The 18,678-nt window shown below is 63.3% G+C and carries 18 protein-coding genes and 3 pseudogenes; 15 read left to right on the top strand and 6 right to left on the bottom strand.

Translation table 11 applies throughout. The annotated features are described in order from the left end of the window. Positions 1-4 precede the first annotated feature (4 nt). The 6 genes and pseudogenes from B1A87_RS08945 (at position 5) to B1A87_RS08970 (ending at position 5,076) form a co-directional block, all read left to right on the top strand. The gene (locus B1A87_RS08945; protein ID WP_078028915.1) at positions 5-559 is read left to right on the top strand and encodes a DUF3090 domain-containing protein; all 555 of its coding nucleotides are present in this window, start codon (positions 5-7) and stop codon (positions 557-559) included. Further along, complete coding sequence (locus B1A87_RS08950; protein ID WP_078028914.1) at positions 559-1,326, top strand: SCO1664 family protein; 768 nt, start codon at positions 559-561, stop codon at positions 1,324-1,326. Before B1A87_RS08945 ends, B1A87_RS08950 begins: the two co-directional genes overlap by 1 nt. A gap of 381 nt (positions 1,327-1,707) precedes the next feature. Beyond that, positions 1,708-2,190 carry a DUF309 domain-containing protein gene (locus B1A87_RS08955; protein ID WP_078028913.1) on the top strand — a complete coding sequence of 161 codons (483 nt, stop codon included), beginning with the start codon at positions 1,708-1,710 and terminating at the stop codon, positions 2,188-2,190. Between the two features lie 339 nt (positions 2,191-2,529). After that, a pseudogene (locus B1A87_RS08960) lies at positions 2,530-3,220 on the top strand (gamma-glutamyl-gamma-aminobutyrate hydrolase family protein). A gap of 450 nt (positions 3,221-3,670) precedes the next feature. Beyond that, positions 3,671-4,060, top strand: a complete 390-nt coding sequence (locus B1A87_RS08965) for a hypothetical protein (protein ID WP_139362857.1) — start codon at positions 3,671-3,673, stop codon at positions 4,058-4,060. Positions 4,061-4,257: 197 nt separating this feature from the next. Continuing rightward, entirely contained in the window at positions 4,258-5,076 is an 819-nt protein-coding gene (locus B1A87_RS08970; protein WP_139362856.1) for a hypothetical protein, read from the top strand. A 22-nt stretch (positions 5,077-5,098) separates the two neighbouring features. On the opposite strand, the gene istB is transcribed toward B1A87_RS08970, so the two are convergent. Continuing rightward, the gene (istB, locus tag B1A87_RS08975) at positions 5,099-5,956 is read right to left on the bottom strand and encodes an IS21-like element helper ATPase IstB (protein WP_078028910.1); all 858 of its coding nucleotides are present in this window, start codon (positions 5,954-5,956) and stop codon (positions 5,099-5,101) included. After that, the gene (gene istA, locus B1A87_RS08980; protein WP_078028909.1) at positions 5,953-7,629 is read right to left on the bottom strand and encodes an IS21 family transposase; all 1,677 of its coding nucleotides are present in this window, start codon (positions 7,627-7,629) and stop codon (positions 5,953-5,955) included. Before istA ends, istB begins: the two co-directional genes overlap by 4 nt. A gap of 242 nt (positions 7,630-7,871) precedes the next feature. Between istA and B1A87_RS08985 the strand changes: the two genes are divergently transcribed. The 7 genes from B1A87_RS08985 to B1A87_RS09010 all read left to right on the top strand — a co-directional run bounded on the left by B1A87_RS08985 (position 7,872) and on the right by B1A87_RS09010 (position 12,384). Beyond that, on the top strand, positions 7,872-8,207 hold the full coding sequence (locus B1A87_RS08985; protein ID WP_221937565.1) for a tyrosine-type recombinase/integrase: 336 nt from the start codon (positions 7,872-7,874) through the stop codon (positions 8,205-8,207). Further along, positions 8,194-8,679, top strand: a complete 486-nt coding sequence (locus B1A87_RS23760) for a hypothetical protein (RefSeq protein ID WP_260680766.1) — start codon at positions 8,194-8,196, stop codon at positions 8,677-8,679. Before B1A87_RS08985 ends, B1A87_RS23760 begins: the two co-directional genes overlap by 14 nt. Then, complete coding sequence (locus tag B1A87_RS23765) at positions 8,621-9,154, top strand: tyrosine-type recombinase/integrase (protein WP_260681035.1); 534 nt, start codon at positions 8,621-8,623, stop codon at positions 9,152-9,154. Before B1A87_RS23760 ends, B1A87_RS23765 begins: the two co-directional genes overlap by 59 nt. Continuing rightward, positions 9,151-10,191, top strand: coding sequence for a tyrosine-type recombinase/integrase (locus B1A87_RS08995; RefSeq protein ID WP_078028907.1), 1,041 nt, complete (start codon positions 9,151-9,153; stop codon positions 10,189-10,191). The genes B1A87_RS23765 and B1A87_RS08995 overlap by 4 nt, the downstream gene beginning before the upstream one ends. A 168-nt stretch (positions 10,192-10,359) precedes the next feature. Further along, on the top strand, positions 10,360-10,659 hold the full coding sequence (locus tag B1A87_RS09000; protein ID WP_144275765.1) for an integrase core domain-containing protein: 300 nt from the start codon (positions 10,360-10,362) through the stop codon (positions 10,657-10,659). A gap of 220 nt (positions 10,660-10,879) precedes the next feature. Continuing rightward, positions 10,880-11,137 carry a helix-turn-helix transcriptional regulator gene (locus B1A87_RS09005; RefSeq protein WP_078028905.1) on the top strand — a complete coding sequence of 86 codons (258 nt, stop codon included), beginning with the start codon at positions 10,880-10,882 and terminating at the stop codon, positions 11,135-11,137. Continuing rightward, the gene (locus B1A87_RS09010; RefSeq protein ID WP_078028904.1) at positions 11,134-12,384 is read left to right on the top strand and encodes a type II toxin-antitoxin system HipA family toxin; all 1,251 of its coding nucleotides are present in this window, start codon (positions 11,134-11,136) and stop codon (positions 12,382-12,384) included. Before B1A87_RS09005 ends, B1A87_RS09010 begins: the two co-directional genes overlap by 4 nt. A gap of 723 nt (positions 12,385-13,107) precedes the next feature. Here the strand turns inward: B1A87_RS09010 and B1A87_RS23770 are convergent. Both B1A87_RS23770 and B1A87_RS09020 read right to left on the bottom strand, forming a co-directional pair. Further along, on the bottom strand, positions 13,108-13,551 hold the full coding sequence (locus B1A87_RS23770; protein ID WP_260680767.1) for a HipA domain-containing protein: 444 nt from the start codon (positions 13,549-13,551) through the stop codon (positions 13,108-13,110). 728 nt (positions 13,552-14,279) lie between these two features. Then, the gene (locus B1A87_RS09020) at positions 14,280-15,326 is read right to left on the bottom strand and encodes an IS110 family transposase (RefSeq protein ID WP_078028903.1); all 1,047 of its coding nucleotides are present in this window, start codon (positions 15,324-15,326) and stop codon (positions 14,280-14,282) included. 259 nt (positions 15,327-15,585) lie between these two features. Between B1A87_RS09020 and B1A87_RS09025 the strand changes: the two are divergent. Then, positions 15,586-16,622 (top strand): annotated as a pseudogene (locus B1A87_RS09025) (IS256 family transposase); the annotation flags it as partial. Positions 16,623-16,697: 75 nt separating this feature from the next. Here B1A87_RS09025 and B1A87_RS23285 read toward each other — a convergent pair. Next, positions 16,698-17,123 (bottom strand): transposase, encoded by a 426-nt coding sequence (locus B1A87_RS23285; RefSeq protein WP_221937566.1) that lies wholly within the window; start codon positions 17,121-17,123, stop codon positions 16,698-16,700. A gap of 9 nt (positions 17,124-17,132) precedes the next feature. Continuing rightward, entirely contained in the window at positions 17,133-18,209 is a 1,077-nt protein-coding gene (locus B1A87_RS09030; protein WP_221937567.1) for a transposase, read from the bottom strand. A 114-nt stretch (positions 18,210-18,323) separates the two neighbouring features. Between B1A87_RS09030 and B1A87_RS09035 the strand changes: the two are divergent. Beyond that, positions 18,324-18,581 (top strand): annotated as a pseudogene (locus tag B1A87_RS09035) (transposase); the annotation flags it as partial. Positions 18,582-18,678 lie beyond the last annotated feature (97 nt).

Genomic DNA, 18,678 nt, shown 5'->3' on the forward strand with positions numbered 1-18,678 from the left:
TGACATGCCTACACGTGTTCACGAGTTTGTCTGGCCTGATCGGGTCGTCGTCGGCACCATTGGCCTTCCGGGGGCGCGCACGTTCTATCTGCAGGTGCGCACAGGGACTCAAATCGTAAGTATCGCCTTGGAGAAGCAGCAGTCCGCTCTGCTCGCCGACAAAATCGACGAAATGCTCGACCAGCTTCTGACCGTCGAGGGCAACCCCCACAGCGTTCCCGCCAGTACTCCCATCGAACTCGTCGACAATGACCAGCTCGAGGCCGTTCAGGAGCAGTTTCGGGCCGGCGCCATGAGCTTAGGTTGGGACCCGACGACGGCGCAGGTCGTGATAGAGGCCTACCAGATCACTGATGTCGATGCTGATGACAACGACGGATCGCTTGATGAGGACGGCGCTGACGTGCCCGAAATGCTGCTGGTGCGGATGCCGGTTGGCACCGCCCGCGCATTCGCCAAGCGAACCCGTGAGGTTGTGGGCGCCGGGCGTCCCGCATGCCCGCTCTGCGGTTACCCCGTAGACGCCGACGGGCACGTCTGCACTCTTCCCGAGGTCTGATGCCGGCGCCAGACCTGTTGACGGCCAAGCTGACGCTCACCTGCCGCATTACGACGGCGTCGAACGCCACCTTCCTGGGCAGCATCGGCCACACGACGGTCGTCTATAAGCCGATAGCAGGCGAAAGTCCGCTGTGGGATTTTCCCCACGGCTTCCTTGCTCACCGGGAGGTTGCCGCCTACCTGGTCTCGGAGGTCCTCGGCTGGAACGTGGTGCCATGCACCTGGCTGCGCGCTGGTCCGTTCGGCGAAGGGATGGTGCAGCTGTGGCAGGAGACAGACCCCGACCAGAACGCGGTGGACCTCGTTGCGTCGGACGACGTACCAGAGATTGGTTGGAAACACGTTCTCGAGGGTCAGGATGAGAACGGACGGATGGTGGCCCTCATACACGAGGACTCTCCTGCGCTCAGACGCGTGGCGGTGTTCGACGTTGTCGTGAACAACGCCGACCGCAAAGGCGACCACATTCTTGCCATGACGGACGGACACCGGTACGGCGTGGACCATGGAATCACCTTTCACCGTGATCACAAGCTGCGCACGGTGCTGTGGGGATGGCTGGGAGACGCTCTGACCGCCGAGGAACGCGACGGCATCGATCGTGTCAGCGAAGGACTGCACGGTGGGCTGGGCCGAAACCTGGTGGGCTTGCTCAGCGCCGAAGAAATTGCATCGCTCGCCGCGCGCTGCGCCCGGTTGCGCTTGGCAGGGCGGTTTCCGGCTCCGAGTGGTGAGATGTCGGCGGTGCCCTGGCCGCTGTTCTGAGGGAATTACGGCTACGGGCTTCGCAGGCTGTGTCACGTTGATGGCATGGTTCTAAAGCTAGCGACGGAGCTCATCATTCCTGAGCGCAAGCTCGGCTGGCTCTTTTTCCTAGGAGCCCAGGCCCCGGCCGGCGATCCTCTGTTCCGAAGGCTTGAGCTATGGGAGAGACTTCAGCTGTCACTGGGAATTCGCTGCCCAAACGCCGATAAGAGCGCATATGTTCTCTCGAACCCGGCGAATCGCATCCGGTGCGAATTCGACGGACTTCGACCTCTCCCCTCTCGGTGAACCGTAGGCCCGGGATTTCGTTCGAATGGCCGGGTCTGAGCATTGGGTGTATGAAGGCGGTAAGGCCCAGGGACGCTCAGGGCGGAATCTGCAATGACCAGTGACAGGGATCGGGATGCTTCAAGGCGTCCGCGGCAAGCCCGGCCACGTGACGCTCTGGGGCGGCCGCTGCCGTACGGAAGCGCTGGCGTCGAGCCGGTCTCGGAGGAACCGCTGCCGGCGGCGCAGACATTGGTCTCGGCCCGGAGTCTAGTGGAAGCTGGCCGGCCCTTCGCCGCCCATGAGGTACTCGAGGCCCGCTGGAAAGCTGGACCGGCCGAAGAACGCAACCTTTGGCAAGGACTCGCCCAAATCTGTGTCGGACTCACCCACGCCGCCCGGGGGAACAGCGTTGGAGCGCTCCGGCTCTTCGAACGAGGTGCGGCCCGACTCGAGGAGTACGGTTCCGGCGAAGGGCCGACCTACGGGCTCGACTTGCCCGCCGTCGTGAGTTGCGCACGCGATCGGATGCGCACCGGCAGCCGAGCTGGCGACCAGCATCCCTCGCGAACAGCCGGCGGAGACACTATGAAATGAATGCACTGTTCCAAAGGACAGCGAGCGTTGAACTGTCCTGAGACGTTCCGGTTCTGTATCCAACGGCACTTACCAGCAGCGCAAAGGCGGATCGAAGCAATCATTCAGTTCTGCGGGGTTTGAGCCGCCTGCGGTTTCAAAGGGTGCTGCGGGTCCAGGCACACCGATCTAATTTGACACAGCCGCCGGGTTGATCGGGAACAGGTTGCTGTTAGTCCCTGCCGCTGCAATGAACTGGTGGCGGCCTGGCATGGATACCCAATAGTGACGGCCCTGTAACACGGAGTACACACGCCGTTCGTAGCCTTGCAGTAGGAATTTTCCCAGTAGGACATGTGCATGAATGCCGCAGACACCGCAATCAAGCCGATCATTGGCCTGACCACATATCTTGAGCAGGCCGGCACCGACGGCTGCGGCAACGTTCGCGCCGCATTCCTCCCCGAAAAATGCCTCACTCCCCTCCTTGACGCCGGAGCAGTTCCGATCCTTCTCCCGCCCCAGCTCACGACCGGGAACATGATCGAGCACCTGGTCAGCAGGCTGGACGGGCTGGTCATTCCCGGTGGCTGGGACGTCGATCCAACCCGATACGGTCAGGAGCCGCATCCGGAAACGGACTCTCCCCGGCCGGAACGCGACGAGTGGGAAGCCGCCCTGATCCTCGAAGCGATCCGCCAGGATGTCCCTCTTCTCTGCATCTGCAGGCGTGAACAGCTGCTCAACGTCACGCTCGGCGGGACCCTGCACCAGCACCTGCCCGACGTCCTGGGAACCGGGCATTACCAGCTGGGTGGCCACCAGTTCAATGCCATCCGTGTCGACATTCGGCCCGACTCCCGGCTTGGCCGTCTCCTTGGGGCCGACGCACTGGAAGCCGTTCCCGTTTCGCACCACCAGGCCGTGGACCGCCTTGGCGAAGCTCATCGCCACCGCTTGGAGTGAAGACCAGATAGTCGAAGCAATTGAGCATCCCGGCGCCGGCTTCTGCGTGGGGGTGCAATGGCACCCGGAACAGGTCGCGGAATAGAAAGCGCTGTTCCATGGCTTTGTGGAGGCGGCCAGCACCAAGATGCTGTCACGGCTTCGCCCGGCTGCTGTGGAGTCCCTGGAGTTCGCGCACGAAATGGCTGCCAGCTAACTCCTACGTGACGCCTTGAGCCATAGGGCGCGATGTACACCCACTTTTAACAAGTCCAGAGCATTTCTGATTATGTCAATCCTTCTTGGCCCCGGCTGGACGGACGTATCTGGCCCCACCCGTAGCCCCGAGGTTTGTTTCGCCCACGTGGCACGATGGCGTCTTATAGGCAGTTCACGGGCACCACGTGAACGGGAGCAGACGAACCAGTAGTCACTGCTATCGGTGGGCTTCATCTTCGATAGAACGGGGCTACAGGAACGTGCCAACCCCGCCTGTAGACATTCGGTTGGTAGATTGGGATCATCTCCAGAACCAGAGTTAATGAGGTGGCCAGTCATGACGACGGCGGGCAATGGCGACCGAGGAAGCCTGCTGGCATTGCTTTCGGACAAGGAATTGTGGGAACCAAACGGTCGCGTCGGCGTGATCACCCAGGGTGAGTACACGAACCGGCTGATTCTTTTCTATCCGGAGCCAACGCCTGGTCAATGGGCGGAAGTCGTCAGCTCCTCATTGGAAGAAGGTCCCCTGGATTCCTATATCTTGGCGGATGAGTATGCCGCGAACGTCCTCGGGGAGTATGGAGTTGTGTGGTTAGCCAGAAGCAACAACGAGGAGGCCGCGTTGGAACAGCGAGTTTTCGATTGGCGACGGGGCTTTAGACCGGCACGGCGAACTCTGAAGCAGTTCATCAGAGAGCTTTTGGGACGACACCGTCCGGAGTAGTCGAGCGGCACTCGTTGAAGCCTCCGATGGGATGGCAGACCTGATTTCGGAGCGGGCTTCACAGCCAACTATTGCCGATTTACGAGCTCCCTGGTTCGTTCCTTCTCGTTGCCCCGTACCTAGTAGTCTGCAAGGGCTGACGACGAGCAGTGGGAGATGGGGGTTTGATGACGTCAGGAACGTTGATGCTCCGCCCCTTGTTCATCACGCGTATTGCCATGTTTGGCTTCACCCTGTGGCTTCTGGGCTTTCTGACGGTTGAAGCATGCACCCATTCTTCTGACGTTCGGGGTGAGCCCTCTTTCGGTTCACCGCTGGACGTCGCAGCATTCGCGGTGATTCCAGCTGTTTTCCTGTGGATGAGCTGGCGGCTCTGGCGGGCAGGCGTCGCGTTGACGGAATCCGAAGTCACGGTCAGAGGTTTCTTCCGTGACAGAACCGTTCCGCGCTCGGATGTCCTCGACATAACCATGCATTTCCTTGTGTGGCAGCGGACCGACGGAGACGTCCAGGTCACGCCGATAACCGCCTTCTTGACTCCCGGGAGTGGGCTTGCCGGCTTTGTCGTTCGCCACCACGAGGACAGCCTGGAACTGTTGCGGAAAGAAATAACCGGCATCCCCACCCAGGAGTACGGTCTCATCAGCGGCGAAAACCCGCGCGGAGCCGAAGAGAACCGGCATTTCGACCCACCAACGTTTCGCCATCCCCGAGAGCGGCAAAAGCCACCGAAGCATGCCGGAACGAGGAAAGTCCTCAAAGATGCTCTGCCGGCAATTGTCATGCTCACAGGCAGCCTTCTCTGCACGGCGCTGGCATTGTGGTTGCTGATCGAACCTGCCTTATGGTTGGCCGGCGTTACTCAGACACCCGGAACGTTGCGATTGGTCTACAGCAGTGCGCCCTACTCACGGGATAGCGCTGTCGGTCTGCTGTTGCCGCACTCGCTTCTTGCTTCGCTCGCTTTGGGAGTGACGATCCGGTTGCTCTATCTGATTCTTCGACTCCGAAGGTGAGCCTCACCGCGAAGCTGTCGCGCTAACGGTTGGCTGTGCGGTGGTTTGCCTGGTCGCCCTGCAAGCCTGCGGTTTGTTGGGCAATCGTGTGGGCGAGGCGGTAGGAGTCGGTGCCGGTTTCGATGATGGCGCCGTTGAAGGTCAGCCGGTCAACGATCGCCGCGCACAAGCGAGGATCCGTGAAGGTCTTGGTCCAGCCGGAGAACGACTCGTTCGAAGCTATCGCAATAGAATTTTTTTCTTCCCGTTCGGTCAGAACCTGGAAGAGGAGTTCGGCGCCGCGGCGGTCCAGTTCCATATAGCCCAGTTCATCGATGCAAAGCAGGTCCACGCGGCCGTAGCGGGCGATGGTCTTGGCCAGGATTTTCTCGTCGGCGGCTTCCACGAGTTCGTTCACCAGGCGCGTGGCCAGGGTGTATTTGACCCGGTACCCCTTTTCCGCCGCTGCGGTGCCGAGGCCGATGAGCAGGTGGGATTTGCCGGTCCCGGAGTCGCCGATCAGGCAGAGTGGTGCGCCTTTGCGGATCCAGTCCCCGGTGGCGAGGGTGTGGATGGTGGCAGGGTTGATGTTCGGGTTCGCGTCGAAATCGAAATCTCCGAGCCATTTGTCTCGGGGAAAGTTCGCTGCTTTGACGCGGCGGATGGAGGAGCGCCGGTCCCGGTCATCGCACTCGGCCAGCAGCAGCTCGGCCAGGAAGCCCTGGTAGGACAGTTGTTCCTTCCCGGCGACAGTCAGCGCTTCGTCCAGGACGGCCCGGACCGTGGGCAAGCGCAACCGGCGGCAGGCCTGATCCACGGCCGCGACCGCGGCCTGTTCTGTCAGTCCCCGCCGTCGGCGCAGGGTCGGTGTGATGGTGGTGGCCGCTGCGGTGGGGCTCATGAGATGTTCTCCTTCGACACTGTTCCTGCGGGGTGTTCGGCACGTTTGGCCAGCAGCTCGTCATAGGCATTGACCGACGGCAGCGGCCGGCTGTCCGGCGGGAGCCCGGCGATGACCGCCGCCGGGTCCATGAGCCGGCGCTGGGTCAGGCTGACAACCCGTTGCGCATTCAATTCGTCTTGAGCACCGAGATGACGGTCCGAAACGGCCCCACCCTGGGAGGGCATCGTTGCGTGTCTGCGGGCTTCAACCGCGACGACGTCGGCAATGACAGCCCCCACTCCCAGCGCGGCGGTGATTCCTGCCTGGATGTCGACGGGGTCCATGGATCGGTGGAGGAGCAGGACGTCGATGAGTTCACGGGTTCCGTCGGAGTCGCCGTTGACCCTGCGGGAGGCGGCCCAGAAGGCCTCATGGGCGCCGGTGAATGCCCCGGACTCCCGGGCCCGGGCCAGCGCAGTGGAACCGGGCAGCGCGCCGGGTTTGGTCTTGAGGACCTCGAGGTAGTGATCCAACTGGACCGACTGCCCGGACCGGGTGGCCACCCGCTGATGCCTGGCCACTACGGCATGGCCGTCGGACACCACGACCTCGGAGGCGCGCAAGGACACCCGGACTTTCCGTCCGATGAACCGGGCCGGGACGGAGTACTTCACCATCCGCACCGTAACCATGGAAGACCTGTCCACCCTGGGTGTCAGCACCAGGCCCGGATCGAACTCCTCCGCAGGCAGCGGCGCCAGGAACGGCTGCTCGGTCTCGAAGTCCTGCCCGATGGCGTGGATCCTGTCATTGATCCGCCGCCGATCGTCCAGTACCTCCCAGGTCCGGATCCGGTCGTTGAGCTCATCGAGGGACTCGACGACGGGCATGGGCGATAGCCGGTTGCGCCGGAACCAGCCCACCTCTCCTTCGACACCGCCCTTTTCGTGAGCGCCGGCGATGCCGGGCTGGCAATAAAAAGCATCAAAACCGTAGAAAGAACGGAACAACACCCACCGTTCGTTCTCCTGGCGCTGCCGGCCCTGCCCGAACACCACCGCGGTGACAGCGCTGGTGAGGTTGTCATAGCGGATATGCCTGACCGGCACGCCACCGATCTCGTTGAACGCTTCGATGTGGCCTTCCAGAAAAGCTTCCTGCGCCTGCGTCGGATAGATCCGGTGGATGGCCTTGCCCGAGTGGGAGAGCCGGAAGACGAACATGTGGCATTTGGTCTTCACGCCGTTCAGCACAACCCAGAGTTCCCCGAAATCCACCTCGGCCTCAGCGCCCGGGGCGTGTTCCTGCGGGACGAAAACCTCCACCCGGCGGCCAGCCTCCACATCGATCTGGGCCCGACGGCCCCGGACGTAGTCGCGCACCGTCGAATACGAGAGTTCCTGCGCGCCGTGCTCTTCAATCAGCCTGGCCAGTATCCTCCTGGCGGTGTGGCGCTGTTTCCTCGGCGCCGTCGTATCCCCGGTCAGCATGGCATCGATCGCAGCCTTGAACGGCTCCAACCGCCACGACACCCCTTGCCTCGATTTGCGTCCCGGAGGGGTGGCCGATTCGAGAGCCTGCCGGACCGTCCTTCGATGGACGCCGTGCCTTGCCGCCAACGCACGAACAGATAAGCCCTCGACCCGGGCGTCCCGTCTGATCCGCGCGAACAAATCCACTCTCGACTCCACCCTGACCCACCCTCCGACGCGTCCATCCACTGATGGATCCAACGTTGAAGGTGGGGCCACGAATAACCGTCACAAGTGCCCGGCGAGTCACGAAGTGGGGCCAGAAATAACCGTCCTACCGGGGCCATCCAAACCTGTCACAGCCACATTTCAGCCGCGCTCCCCAAGACGGGGCTCGACTACCCGGAACCTGCGCCAGGAACCCTTCCGGTGCGCTGGTCCTGGCCAAGCTTGCGCACTACGTGCTTGACGAGCGGCCGGTCTCCGACGAAGAAGAGATGTTCTTGAGGCTGAAGGCCCCGCATGTCACCTTGGCTGACCATGCGGCGATTTACGTGATCGTCAACCAGGTCTTTCGTGCGTCCGGGGTGGAAGCTGTGAAGGTTGGAACGCGTTCCCTTCGCTACAACGCGGCGTCCAAGTTGTTGCGGGCGGGCACCGCGTTGCCGGCGATTTCGGCGATTCTCGGTCATGCCCATAGTGACTCGACCAATGTGTATCTGAGTGCGGATACCGAGCGGTTGCGCTCGTGTGTCCTTCCGCTGCCGGAAGGGGCACAGCGCGATGAGCACGTATGAATTCACCAGCGTGTTCGCCCGGGAATTGACGCGGTACCTTGCCTTCAAACAGGGCATGGGCTGCTACGGCGATTCGCGCATCTGGTACCTGCGCAGCTTCGACACCTACCGCACGGAACACGAGGGGGCGTCTTTTGACCAGCAAGCCATCGAGGGTTGGGTCATCTTCAAGAAGTCGTCCCAGCCCGGGTCCAGCCCGTCCTGGATGTCATACATCAGGGATTTCGGCCGCTGGTTGCGGACCCACGGCAACGCGGAAGCGTATGTGCTTGCCGAATCCTGGAAGAGCGGATTCTTCCGCTCCCAGCCGTACTTGTTGAGCCGCGAAGAAATCTCGTTGTTCTTCCAATCCGCTACTGAACTGGAGACCACTTCGCCGTGGAAATGGCAGTCCGTCGCCTTTTTTGCGCTTGATGCACTCGTGCGGGCTTCGGACCTTCGAAACCCGCAGGCTGCAACCCCGGGATGTTGACCTCGACAAAGGGGAAATCGATGTGCTGTGGTCCAAGGGCAACAGGAGCCGGCGCCTGCCAATCACCGGCCAGATCATCGATATCCTCGCCGACTGCGACCGGATATCCCGCAAGAAGTTCGGGCAACAGCGTCCCGGGTTCTTCGTCTCCTCGACCGCAGCCCCGGTATCACCGGCATCGATCGGGGTCACGTTTAACCGGATCTGGGACCAAGCCGGGTTGCCGCGAGCAGCTGGTGGCAGACAGCCTCACCCCTACTCCTTCCGCCACCATTTCGCCTACGCCAACATCGAACGATGGATGGCCGAAGGCACCGACGTCAGTGCGATGCTGCCCTACCTCGCCCGCTACATGGGGCACGCATCGCTGGACAGCACCTTCTACTACATCCATACATCACCGGACTTCATGGATGGCTACGCAGCACTCACCCACGACGGTCCAGGCGTATTTCCCGAGGTGGGATTTGAATGAAACGCACAACGCACGAACCGACCCCTGATTTCTGGGGTTACGCACGGAACTACCTGCACGACTTCCTGCCCAACGTCAGGGAAATGGCGCCGCGCAGCATTGAGGCATACCGGATCAGTCTGGAGAGCTATGTCCATTACCTGGTCACGGAGAAGCAGGTCCGCCCCCAGAACATCGGTTTTGATCACTTCGACCGGCAATTCCTGAAGGACTGGTTGGTATGGATGCGGCAAGCCAAGGAATACCTGCCCGCAACCATCGGCCTGCGCCTGAGCGCCGTCAAGGCCTTCCTGAATTTCGCGTCCGCGGAAGACCTCACTCTGGTCGCTGTTTACCAGGCTGCCAAGAGCATCAAGGCACCGGCCACACCGCGCAAACCCATCGAATACCTCCAGGAGAACGAAACGGCAGCGATTCTCGCCGCCTACGACGGCAAGGACGTGAAGTCACGCCGGAACCGCATGCTGCTCATCCTGCTCTACGACAGCGGTGCGCGCGTCGGCGAGATCACCGCGCTAACCATTGACGACCTGGCACTGGCAAGACCGGCCCACCTGACCCTCACGGGAAAACGGGACAAGAGCCGCGTCGTCCCCCTGGGAGAAAAAGCCGTGGAACATCCAAAGGTCTATCTCGACGAGTTCCTCCCGCAACGCACAACCCGGCCGGCGACGCGGCCCCTGTTCTATAGCTGGCACCGCGGGCAACCAACTGCCCTTTCCAGCGACACCGTCGCCGCGGTGCTCAAGAAAGCTGGGGACCTCGCCCGCGAACGGTGCCCTTCGATCCCGGGCAACCTCCACTGCCACATGCTGCGGAAGACCAAGGCCATGGACCTCTACAAGCAAGGCATACCGTTACCGATCATCATGCAACTGCTAGGACACGAAAGCATGAGCACCACTTCCGTGTTCTATGCCTTCGCCACCCTCGACATGATGCGGACAGCAATGAATGCCGCCACCCCGGCAATCAGCGACATGAGCACCGAGGCGCTCAGTGACGACGAACTTCGGCTGCTCTACTCACTGAAGTAGCACGAAACGTTAAGCCGGGAAACAGGGCCGCGACCCAGGAATCACAAGGGCAAACTCCCCAACCTCGGCTTAACGATTACCTCGGCATAATCGGAATTAAGCCGAATTCGGCTTAACTCCGATGCGGGCAGCCAGTACACCTCCATCCGTGACACCGACACACTGGCCTTGGAGGGCCTGCAGCCGTCCATTGGCAGCGTGGGTGATGCCTATGACAATGCCGCCGACGAGACCGTGATGGGGTTGTTCAAGAACGAAGCCGTCGCGAAGGATTCACCGTTCCGCAGCGGGGCGTTGAAAACCGAAAGCGACGTGATGGAGATCGTCTTCGAGTGGGTCCACTGGTACAACAACGAACGCCTGCATTCCGCCCTGTATCACCAGACGCCAGAGGAATACCAGCAGACATATTATGATCTACAAACCGGCCCGTTACCCGACGACGCCGCCAACAAACAGGCGGCATGATTTTCGGGACGGTTCACCGGCACCAGATGACGAATTCGTAGCGGTATCGACACGAATACGTCCCAGTCCGGTCCGGCTCTCGAAAAGCCGCTCCTGGGGGTCAGCCGCCAGGATGCCCGCGATAGCCGGACGCCAATGTCAGATATATCGAACATTCCCGTATAGGCTTCGGATGTTTGAAATATAGAACAAATGGTCGGTCTGGCATTATGATCGATATATGGAACACGACGAGCCGACCCCGTTCTACCGTGCGGTGGATGCTTCCTCGCTGGGCAGGGCCATCAGCGATGCCCGCAAGGAGGCCGGCCTGACACAGCAGGACCTGGCTGAGCGGCTCAAGGTGACCCGCGGGAGCATCGTCCGGCTCGAACGCGGGGAAGCCGTGTCCCTGGTCGTGGCCATGCAGGCCATCAGGGTCCTTGGCCGTGACGTCGCCCTCGTCCCGCGGTTTTCGAAGCTTCAGGTCCGCCCGTGAGCCCACGCAAAACCCTGGACGTCTTCCTTCGCGGCACGCGGATCGGCGAACTGAAAGGCAGCGGACTTCGCATTTCCTTCCAGTACGACCGGGCAGCTGTGGCCGAGTACGGCTCCGGCTCCATCCTGTTGTCGCTGTCCATGCCCGTGAGCCGGAACAGCATCGGGGGCCCGGAAGTGTACGACTTCTTTGACGGGCTGTTGCCGGAAGGCCAGGTGCGCTCCCACATCGCCAAGGAGAACGGCTTGTCCACCCCGGATGCGTTCGGTCTTCTCAGGGTCCTCGGTGCGGACTGTGCCGGCGCCGTTCAAATCCTGCCACCCGGGGACGCCCCGGACGTACCAGGCGCCGCCATTCCCATGACCGAGGATGAAGTCGCCACGGTTGTCGAGTCACTCCCCACCTGGGACCTGCCCGATGACTTCCTCATCACAGCCTCCCTGGGCGGGGTCCAGTCCAAGGTGCTGCTGACCCGGCACGACGGCGGCTGGGCCTGGCCGGGCCGTGGAGCTGTATCCACCCACATCATCAAGCCTGAGCCCCTGGAGTCGACCATCCCGGCCCTCCTCGCCGCCGAGGACTGGGCGTTGAAGACGGCGGCTGCGGCCGGAATACCCGCAGCCACGGCACGCCTGGAGAAGTTCGGCTCCCGCCAGGCGATCATCGTGGACCGCTTTGACCGTGCCCCGGACGGCAGCCGGCTCCACCAGGAGGACTTCACTCAAGCCCTGGCACTGGCCAGCGAAGCGAAATACGAGGGCAGTTCAGCCCCGCCGTCCCGGCTGACCCGCCTGGTCAACGCAGCCGCACCGCACACGCGCGATGACGACGCCTTCCGCCGGGACCTGCTCAGGGCAGTGACTTTCAACCTGGCGATCGGTAACGGAGACGCGCACTCCAAGAACTACTCCCTTATTCTGCGCGATGGCGGCGAAGTGCTGCTCGCCCCGATGTACGACGTGGCACCCACGTTGCTGCTCTACGCACCGAGCAACAACGCCGGCCACTCCATCGATGGCCAGATCCGACTAAGCTACATCACCCTGGAGCACCTGGCCCGTGAGGGCGCAGCCTGGGGCCTGGACCTGGACGACGCACGGCAGACCGCGGTGTCGACGCTGGAAGCCATCGCCGCAGCGGCCACCAGGACCCAAGCCCCGGAGGGGTTGCATTTCCTCCAGGACCTTGTGCCCGCCCGCGTCAGCGACCTGCTGAAGGGCGTCGCCGCCCGGCGGGAACTCCGCTAGCCAGTTCTCAAAGGCGTCAAAATCAGCCCGGACCAGGCGCCACCGATGGACGGATTCGTCGGCCGTGTCATTGCTTCCGTAATCTGTGATGCGGAGCCCGGAATGATGCCGGGCTGAATCGAACGAAGGCTGTCCATGATCGAGGACGTCACCGGTGACCTGAAACTTGGGCATCTTTTCAAGGCCGCGGGCCTTGCTCCCGATGATGTGGCTGTCACCCGGCACACGCTCAATCCGGGAGGCTTGAAAACCCGGGCCGATGCCCTGGGGCCAAACCTTTTGCCTTACACGCGCGAACAGAGGCACAACAACAAGCTCGGCAAAACACCTCCGAGGATCTGGCTGAACTTCCTGGCCACCACCGGACGGCGGGCCCGGTTCATCACCGCTTTCGAGAACCACGGCGAAGTTCCTGAAGAGCGGACCGATATTTGGCGCTTCTTCGATCTACGGCCCTCGCCCGTTTTTTCGGCTCTGACCGATCGCCTTGTTATCGAGTGGACTCCGGACACAGTGAACTGGGCCAAATCCGGCAGGACGGCGAGTCCTATGGTGGCGATAGAGATTGCTGATCCGCAGACGGAGCCGTTTCCCGGCTTCGACTCGCTCCTCATCAGCTACGACGAGCTCCAGGCCGTGGTCGCCGACGACCGCTACAGCCAATGGCGGACAGCCCTCAGCTCAGCGTGCCGGGTCGATCCATGCCCGGCAACCGGATTCCAGCTAGTCCCCCAGCTCGGAGCGGCGGAACCGCAACTCCCGCACGGCACCGTTCAGGGGCGAGCCGGTGAACGGCAGCGCGTTCAAGTCCACTGCCCGGGCCACGGAGAGGGCAGTTTTGTTGGTGGCCGTGGCGGCTCGTTCCAGGAGCCCAATGCTGGCGGCGAACTCCTGCCAGTGTCTGACTTTGAGGTTCTTGACCTTGCCGCTGATGGTAAGTGCCGTTGAATCGTCGCCGTAGAGCAGCGTCCACTGGATGTCATTGACGGGTGCCACCACCCAACCTCCGTGCCGGCCTTCGAGCACCGAGGCGTTCTTGGCGTGCAGGTCACCGTTCCCTGTCAGCCAGACGAGCACGAACTGCAGGTAGAGGTTCCTGACGGGTGACCGCCCGGGCTTTGCACAGTCCGGACAGGGCCAGCACCACTTCCTCGGCTCTGACGGCATATTTGGATGCCGGCGGAAGGTTCAGGACCTGGGCGGCGTCTTCCAGGTCCAGCCGCTTCATCCCGTCGTCCCAAGTGCGGTCAACCTTTCCACTAGGAGTCCCGGCAACCCGTTCCGGTCTGTGACGACACGGTGCGCTGCCACCGGCATCTTTAGTGCCTTGGCAGCGGTGAGGTGGGCTGCTTCATTCAGGACCAGGTGTGCGTGTTCGGGCGGGTCCTGTTTGAGCAGCTAGCGGCGGTTCGCCAGGGCAAGCGGCATCGTCAGCATGGAGGCGCTGGCTCTGGATTGGACTCCCGGCAGCCCGTGGGGATCCACCGCTTCGGCCAGGGCAGAGAAGTTCAGGGCTTCGGGTCGCGTCGTGTCCGCAGGGGGCGGTGGCTCTACCGGCCGCTCCCCTGCCGCGAACAGACTTGCCCGGAAGAAAGTCCGGATCCCACACACCTGGACTCTGTCAACGGTTCGTACCAGCCAGAGATACCCCGCTGCACCCGGAACATCCAACGACACCGACGATCCAGGCCGCCAAGTCATGTCGCTGAAACAGAGAATTTCATGAAGTGGTGAAGGCAGGACCAGGAGGAAGGGACCAACATGCGGGCCCGAAAGCCGCCCGTGCACACCCCCTTTGGGCCGACAAACACCCGCTGAGCGAGTTTTTCAATGTCGCGGTCGGTGAGTTCAATGAGCGTCAGGTCGTGACGTGGGGACTGTCCCTAGCTCCTCTGTCAAGCGGCGAGGATGAGCGTGCGGGCTGCGGATGTGTGGTGGTCGTCGATCAGAGCTCGGTATACGACGTCGGATAGTCGGCGTTTGAGGATACGCAGTGCTTCCATGCCGCCGTCTCCGCCTGCTTTGCGCCGGGCCAGAAGCTCTCGCGCGCCGGGATGGCAGCGGGCCTGGGTGAGTGCGATCCGGTGCAGCGCCGCGTTCAGCTGTCTGTTCCCGGTTCGGGAGAGTCGGCGGCGGGCCTTGTTCGACGACCAGACCGGCAGCGGGGCAGTGCCGTTATGGCGTGCGTAGGCGTCCTTCGAGCGGAACCGCGTGACGCCGGCGGTCTCTCCCAGGATCTTCGCCGCCGTCAACGACCCGCAGCCGACGATCGCCAGCAGTGCCGGAGCGATGACTGGGATCCGGCGGCTGAGTTCGGCGGTGAGTTCATCGATCTCCTCGGTGAGGCGGTGCAGATGGGTGAGGAGCCGTTGAGCGAGGTCGGCGACGATCCCGGCGAAGTCGTCCAGGTGGAATTTGATGCGTGCGAACGCGCTGACCCGGTCGAAGTTCGCCGGGGCCGCCCATGCAGGATCGAGCTCGTGCAGGTGCCAGCGGAGCCGGCTGATCACGCGGGTCCGTTCAGCGACGAGGTCCTCGCGGTGGTCGACCAGGAGGCGGATCTCGCGTTCGGCGCCATCGAGACGGGCGACGGGCAGATCGGGTTCTCGCAGGGCGGCACGTGCGATCGAGAGAGCATCGATCGGGTCGGATTTGCCGAACGTGCGGGCGCTGTCCCGAACATGGGACATCAGCTTCGGAGGCACCCGCACGACCTGTTCGCCCGCCGCGAGGAGGTCGCTTTCCAACCGTCTGCTCAGATGCCGGCAGTCCTCGATCGCCCAGAGCCGTTCCTGATCATCATGCTTGTTCGCCCATGCCAGCAGGGCGAGATGGTCGTTGCTGGTCGTGCCGATCGTCTTGACTGCGATCTGCCTGCCAACCGTGTCCGCGATCACGGCCGTGTGGGAGCGCTTGTGCGCATCGATTCCGATGATCACCATGGTCTTGTCTCCTTTCCGTCTACGGGTCGGGGTGCAGGACCGGTCGGTCGGCATATCCCAGTCAGGGGCGATGCCACGCTCCTCTCAAGCCAGGCCGGCCGGTCCCTCCGTGCCAGTCGGCCGCACTACAGACATAAGCCACGGAGGCGAAAAACGATGGAGCGAACCAACCGGCACACCAAAATAGTGACACTGGGAATAACGGTGGATTCGTGGCTGGCCTGACACGCCGGGCGTTGCCTGGCGGGGAGGACTGATCATGAGCGACATCATGGATCCCATGGCGACTGATGTGGATCAGCAAGAGTTAGCGCAGCAGCTCCTGGCCCAGGCCAGGGAGCAGGGCATCGACCTCGTCGGCCCGGACGGGCTGTTGAACCGGCTCACCAAAAACGTCCTGGAGACCGCTTGGAAGCGGAAATGGACGAACACCTCGGATACGAAAAACACGACGTGTCCGGGCGCGGGAGCGGTAACTCCCGCAACGGCACACGCACGAAGACCGTGCTGACGGAGATCGGGCCGGTGGAGATCGACGTGCCGCGGGACACCGGCTCGACGTTTGATCCGCGGGTCGTCAAGAAACGGCAGCGCCGGCTGACCGGCGTGGATGAGATCGTGTTGTCACTGAACGCGAAAGGGCTCACGAACGGTGAGATCGCGGCGCACTTCGCCGACGTGTTCGGCGCCAGGGTCTCTAAAGACACGATCTCGCGGATCACCGAGAAGGTCATCGGGGAGATGACCGAGTGGCAGAACCGGCCGCTAGACCGCGTCTACCCGGTGGTGTTCATCGACGCGATCCACGTCAAGGTTCGCGACGGGCAGGTCACGAACCGGCCGGTCTATGTCGCGATCGGTGTCAGCGTCAACGGTGAACGGGACATCCTCGGGCTGTGGGCCGGGGACGGCGGCGAAGGCGCGAAATTCTGGCTCTCGGTGCTGACCGAGATCAAGAACCGCGGCGTGGAGGACGTCTGCATCACGGTCTGCGACGGACTCAAGGGCCTGCCGCAGGCGATCACGACCACGTGGGAGCGAACGGTGGTGCAGCACTGCATCGTGCACCTGATCCGCAACAGCTTCCGCTACGCCGGACGCCAGCACCGCGACGGCATCGTCAAGGCGCTCAAGCCGGTCTACACGGCCCCGTCAGAGCAAGCGGCGAAGGACCGGTTCGCCGAGTTCACGGCCGCGTGGGGCCAGCGATATCCGGCAATCGTGCGGCTCTGGGAGTCCTCCTGGGCGGAATTCGTGCCGTTCCTGGACTACGGAGGCTGTCGCAGAATGGCGTGTCCCAGCCCGGGCGGTACGAGGGGCCTGTTAGTGGGCGCCGGCGGGTCCGCTTGACGGGTCCGTGCGGTCGAGGCCTCAGCCGGTTACCGTGTGGATCTTCCGGATGTTGTAGGCGGCGGCCGCGAGGTTCAGCTCACTGCGGGCTGCGTCAAGGCCTCTCCGGGAGAATCTGCCCAGGATCGTCTTGAGGGTTCCGATGCTGGGTTCGACGGTTGCGCCGCGGCGCTTGTATGCCGCTGACCCTTCAGGCGTTCGGAGGCGGTGGGCCATTGCTTCCCGCGCGTTCGCCCCGGCCGGCGGCGCGCCAGATGCCGGTGATCGAACTGCTTTGGCGTGCTGTTCGCGCCCTTTGTCCAAGGCGATGATCCGGTCGGCGCCGGGTGCCTCCAGGTTCTTGTTGCTGCAGTAGCCGGCATCGGCCAGCACGATCCCGATCTGGTGCTCAGGCGAACCGGTCCTAGCATGCAGGCCCGCGGCCGCGTCGGTGGCCGCGCTCATCATGGGAACGAACTAGGGCATGTCGTTGGGCTGCTGGTTCACATCGACGGCGGCGATGACATGGTCACCGGTGACGGCGACCTGCGCGTTGTACCCCTGGACGAAACCCCGGCGCGTGGGCATCACCCGCGACTCCGGGTCTGTGGTGTTCGCGACGGCCTTGGGGAGGCCCCTCGTCGGGGCTTGCTCGTCGCGCGCCGCGGCGGCTTCGGCCGCAGCAACGACACGGCGTGCCCGGATGATCCGCGAGTGCTCCTCGGTCGGGACAGGCGGGGCGCCCATCGGCTTCTTCCCCGCGGCGATCAATGCGGCCCTGCGATCGAGCTTGGCCTGGTGGTCGCGCAGCTCCCGTTCCAGATGCGCCCTCGCCTCGGCCAGCCGTAGCGGGCCGTCGGGGATCCGGCCTCGCACCGGCAGCCCAGCCTGGGACGCCTGCAGCCGGGCCTGAGCCCCGGTCTGGCGGGCCTCGCGATCGGTGTCCAGTCGACGCTGCTGCTGGGCAAGCTCCGCTGCTGCGCGACGGATCCGCTCCGCTCTGGCCGACCTCCCGGCCAGCGCTCCATGGACACGGTCGCCGCCGTCGTCGGCCCCGCGGGCGGCCAGCGCATCCTCGGCTGCGTCCACGCGTTGCGCCTCTTCGACGACATCGGCGGCGATCTCTTTGGCGTGCTGGTCGAACCAGTCCCGGCCTCGGTTCGCGTCGATGGACGCGTTCGCCGGGATCTTCGTCCCGTCGATCGCGATCGTCCCGAACCGGGCGAGCCCCGCCCGTGCGGCGATCAGCAGCACCTGAGCGAACAACCCGGCGAACGCTTCCCCTGACACGGCACGGAACCTCGCGATCGTCGCGTGGTCGGGCACATCGCCTGCGCACGCCACCTTGAACGCAATGTCCGTGTGGCATAGCCGCTCGACTTGACGCGAGGACCGCACGCCGCGGCAGTACGCATAGACCAGCAGCCCCAGAAGCATCCGCGGATCGTATCCCGCGGCGCCGACCCCGCCCCGCCGCCGCGACGCTTCGAAAGCTGACACATCGAGCGTCTCGACGACCTCGATGACAAGCCAGACGAGGTGATCTTCCGGCAACCAGTCCCGCATATCCGGCGGAAGCAGAAACACCTGATCACGCCGCACAGGACGATAGCTCTGAGCCATACCCGATTCTCCCAGGCCCCTCGTCACCGCCCGGGCTGGGACACGCCATTCTGCGACAGCCTCTACGACGTCGAAATCCGGCGGGTCATCTGCAGCACCAACGCCATCGAATCCGTCAACGCCCGCTACCGGCGCGCGGTCAGGGCCCGGGGCCATTTCCCCACCGAGCAGGCGGCACTGAAATGCCTCTACCTCGCCACCCGGGCACTGGACCCCACCGGCAAAGGCAGGGCACGATGGGCCACACGATGGAAGCCGGCCCTGAACGCCTTCGCCATCAGCTTCAACGGAAGAATCAACTAAATGCCAACCGTGGAGCCACCGAAAATCGGACAGTCCCATCCGTGCATGAGATCCGATACCAAGGTCGGGGAAACGCCGCCTGATGCGCGGAACGCGT

Source organism: Arthrobacter sp. KBS0703 (genome assembly GCF_002008315.2).
In the GTDB taxonomy this organism is placed as follows: Bacteria; Actinomycetota; Actinomycetes; order Actinomycetales; family Micrococcaceae; genus Arthrobacter.

What these genes read in the sequence shown, in the direction of transcription:
- B1A87_RS08945 (WP_078028915.1), top strand. Translation starts at nt 5, where the DNA reads ATGCCTACACGTGTTCACGAGTTTGTCTGGCCTGATCGGGTCGTCGTC.
- B1A87_RS08950 (WP_078028914.1), top strand. Translation starts at nt 559, where the DNA reads ATGCCGGCGCCAGACCTGTTGACGGCCAAGCTGACGCTCACCTGCCGC.
- B1A87_RS08955 (WP_078028913.1), top strand. Translation starts at nt 1,708, where the DNA reads ATGACCAGTGACAGGGATCGGGATGCTTCAAGGCGTCCGCGGCAAGCC.
- B1A87_RS08965 (WP_139362857.1), top strand. Translation starts at nt 3,671, where the DNA reads ATGACGACGGCGGGCAATGGCGACCGAGGAAGCCTGCTGGCATTGCTT.
- istB (WP_078028910.1), bottom strand. Translation starts at nt 5,956, where the DNA reads ATGAGCCCCACCGCAGCGGCCACCACCATCACACCGACCCTGCGCCGA.
- B1A87_RS23760 (WP_260680766.1), top strand. Translation starts at nt 8,194, where the DNA reads ATGAGCACGTATGAATTCACCAGCGTGTTCGCCCGGGAATTGACGCGG.
- B1A87_RS23765 (WP_260681035.1), top strand. Translation starts at nt 8,621, where the DNA reads ATGCACTCGTGCGGGCTTCGGACCTTCGAAACCCGCAGGCTGCAACCC.
- B1A87_RS08995 (WP_078028907.1), top strand. Translation starts at nt 9,151, where the DNA reads ATGAAACGCACAACGCACGAACCGACCCCTGATTTCTGGGGTTACGCA.
- B1A87_RS09005 (WP_078028905.1), top strand. Translation starts at nt 10,880, where the DNA reads ATGGAACACGACGAGCCGACCCCGTTCTACCGTGCGGTGGATGCTTCC.
- B1A87_RS23770 (WP_260680767.1), bottom strand. Translation starts at nt 13,551, where the DNA reads ATGCCGTCAGAGCCGAGGAAGTGGTGCTGGCCCTGTCCGGACTGTGCA.
- B1A87_RS09020 (WP_078028903.1), bottom strand. Translation starts at nt 15,326, where the DNA reads ATGGTGATCATCGGAATCGATGCGCACAAGCGCTCCCACACGGCCGTG.
- B1A87_RS23285 (WP_221937566.1), bottom strand. Translation starts at nt 17,123, where the DNA reads ATGATGAGCGCGGCCACCGACGCGGCCGCGGGCCTGCATGCTAGGACC.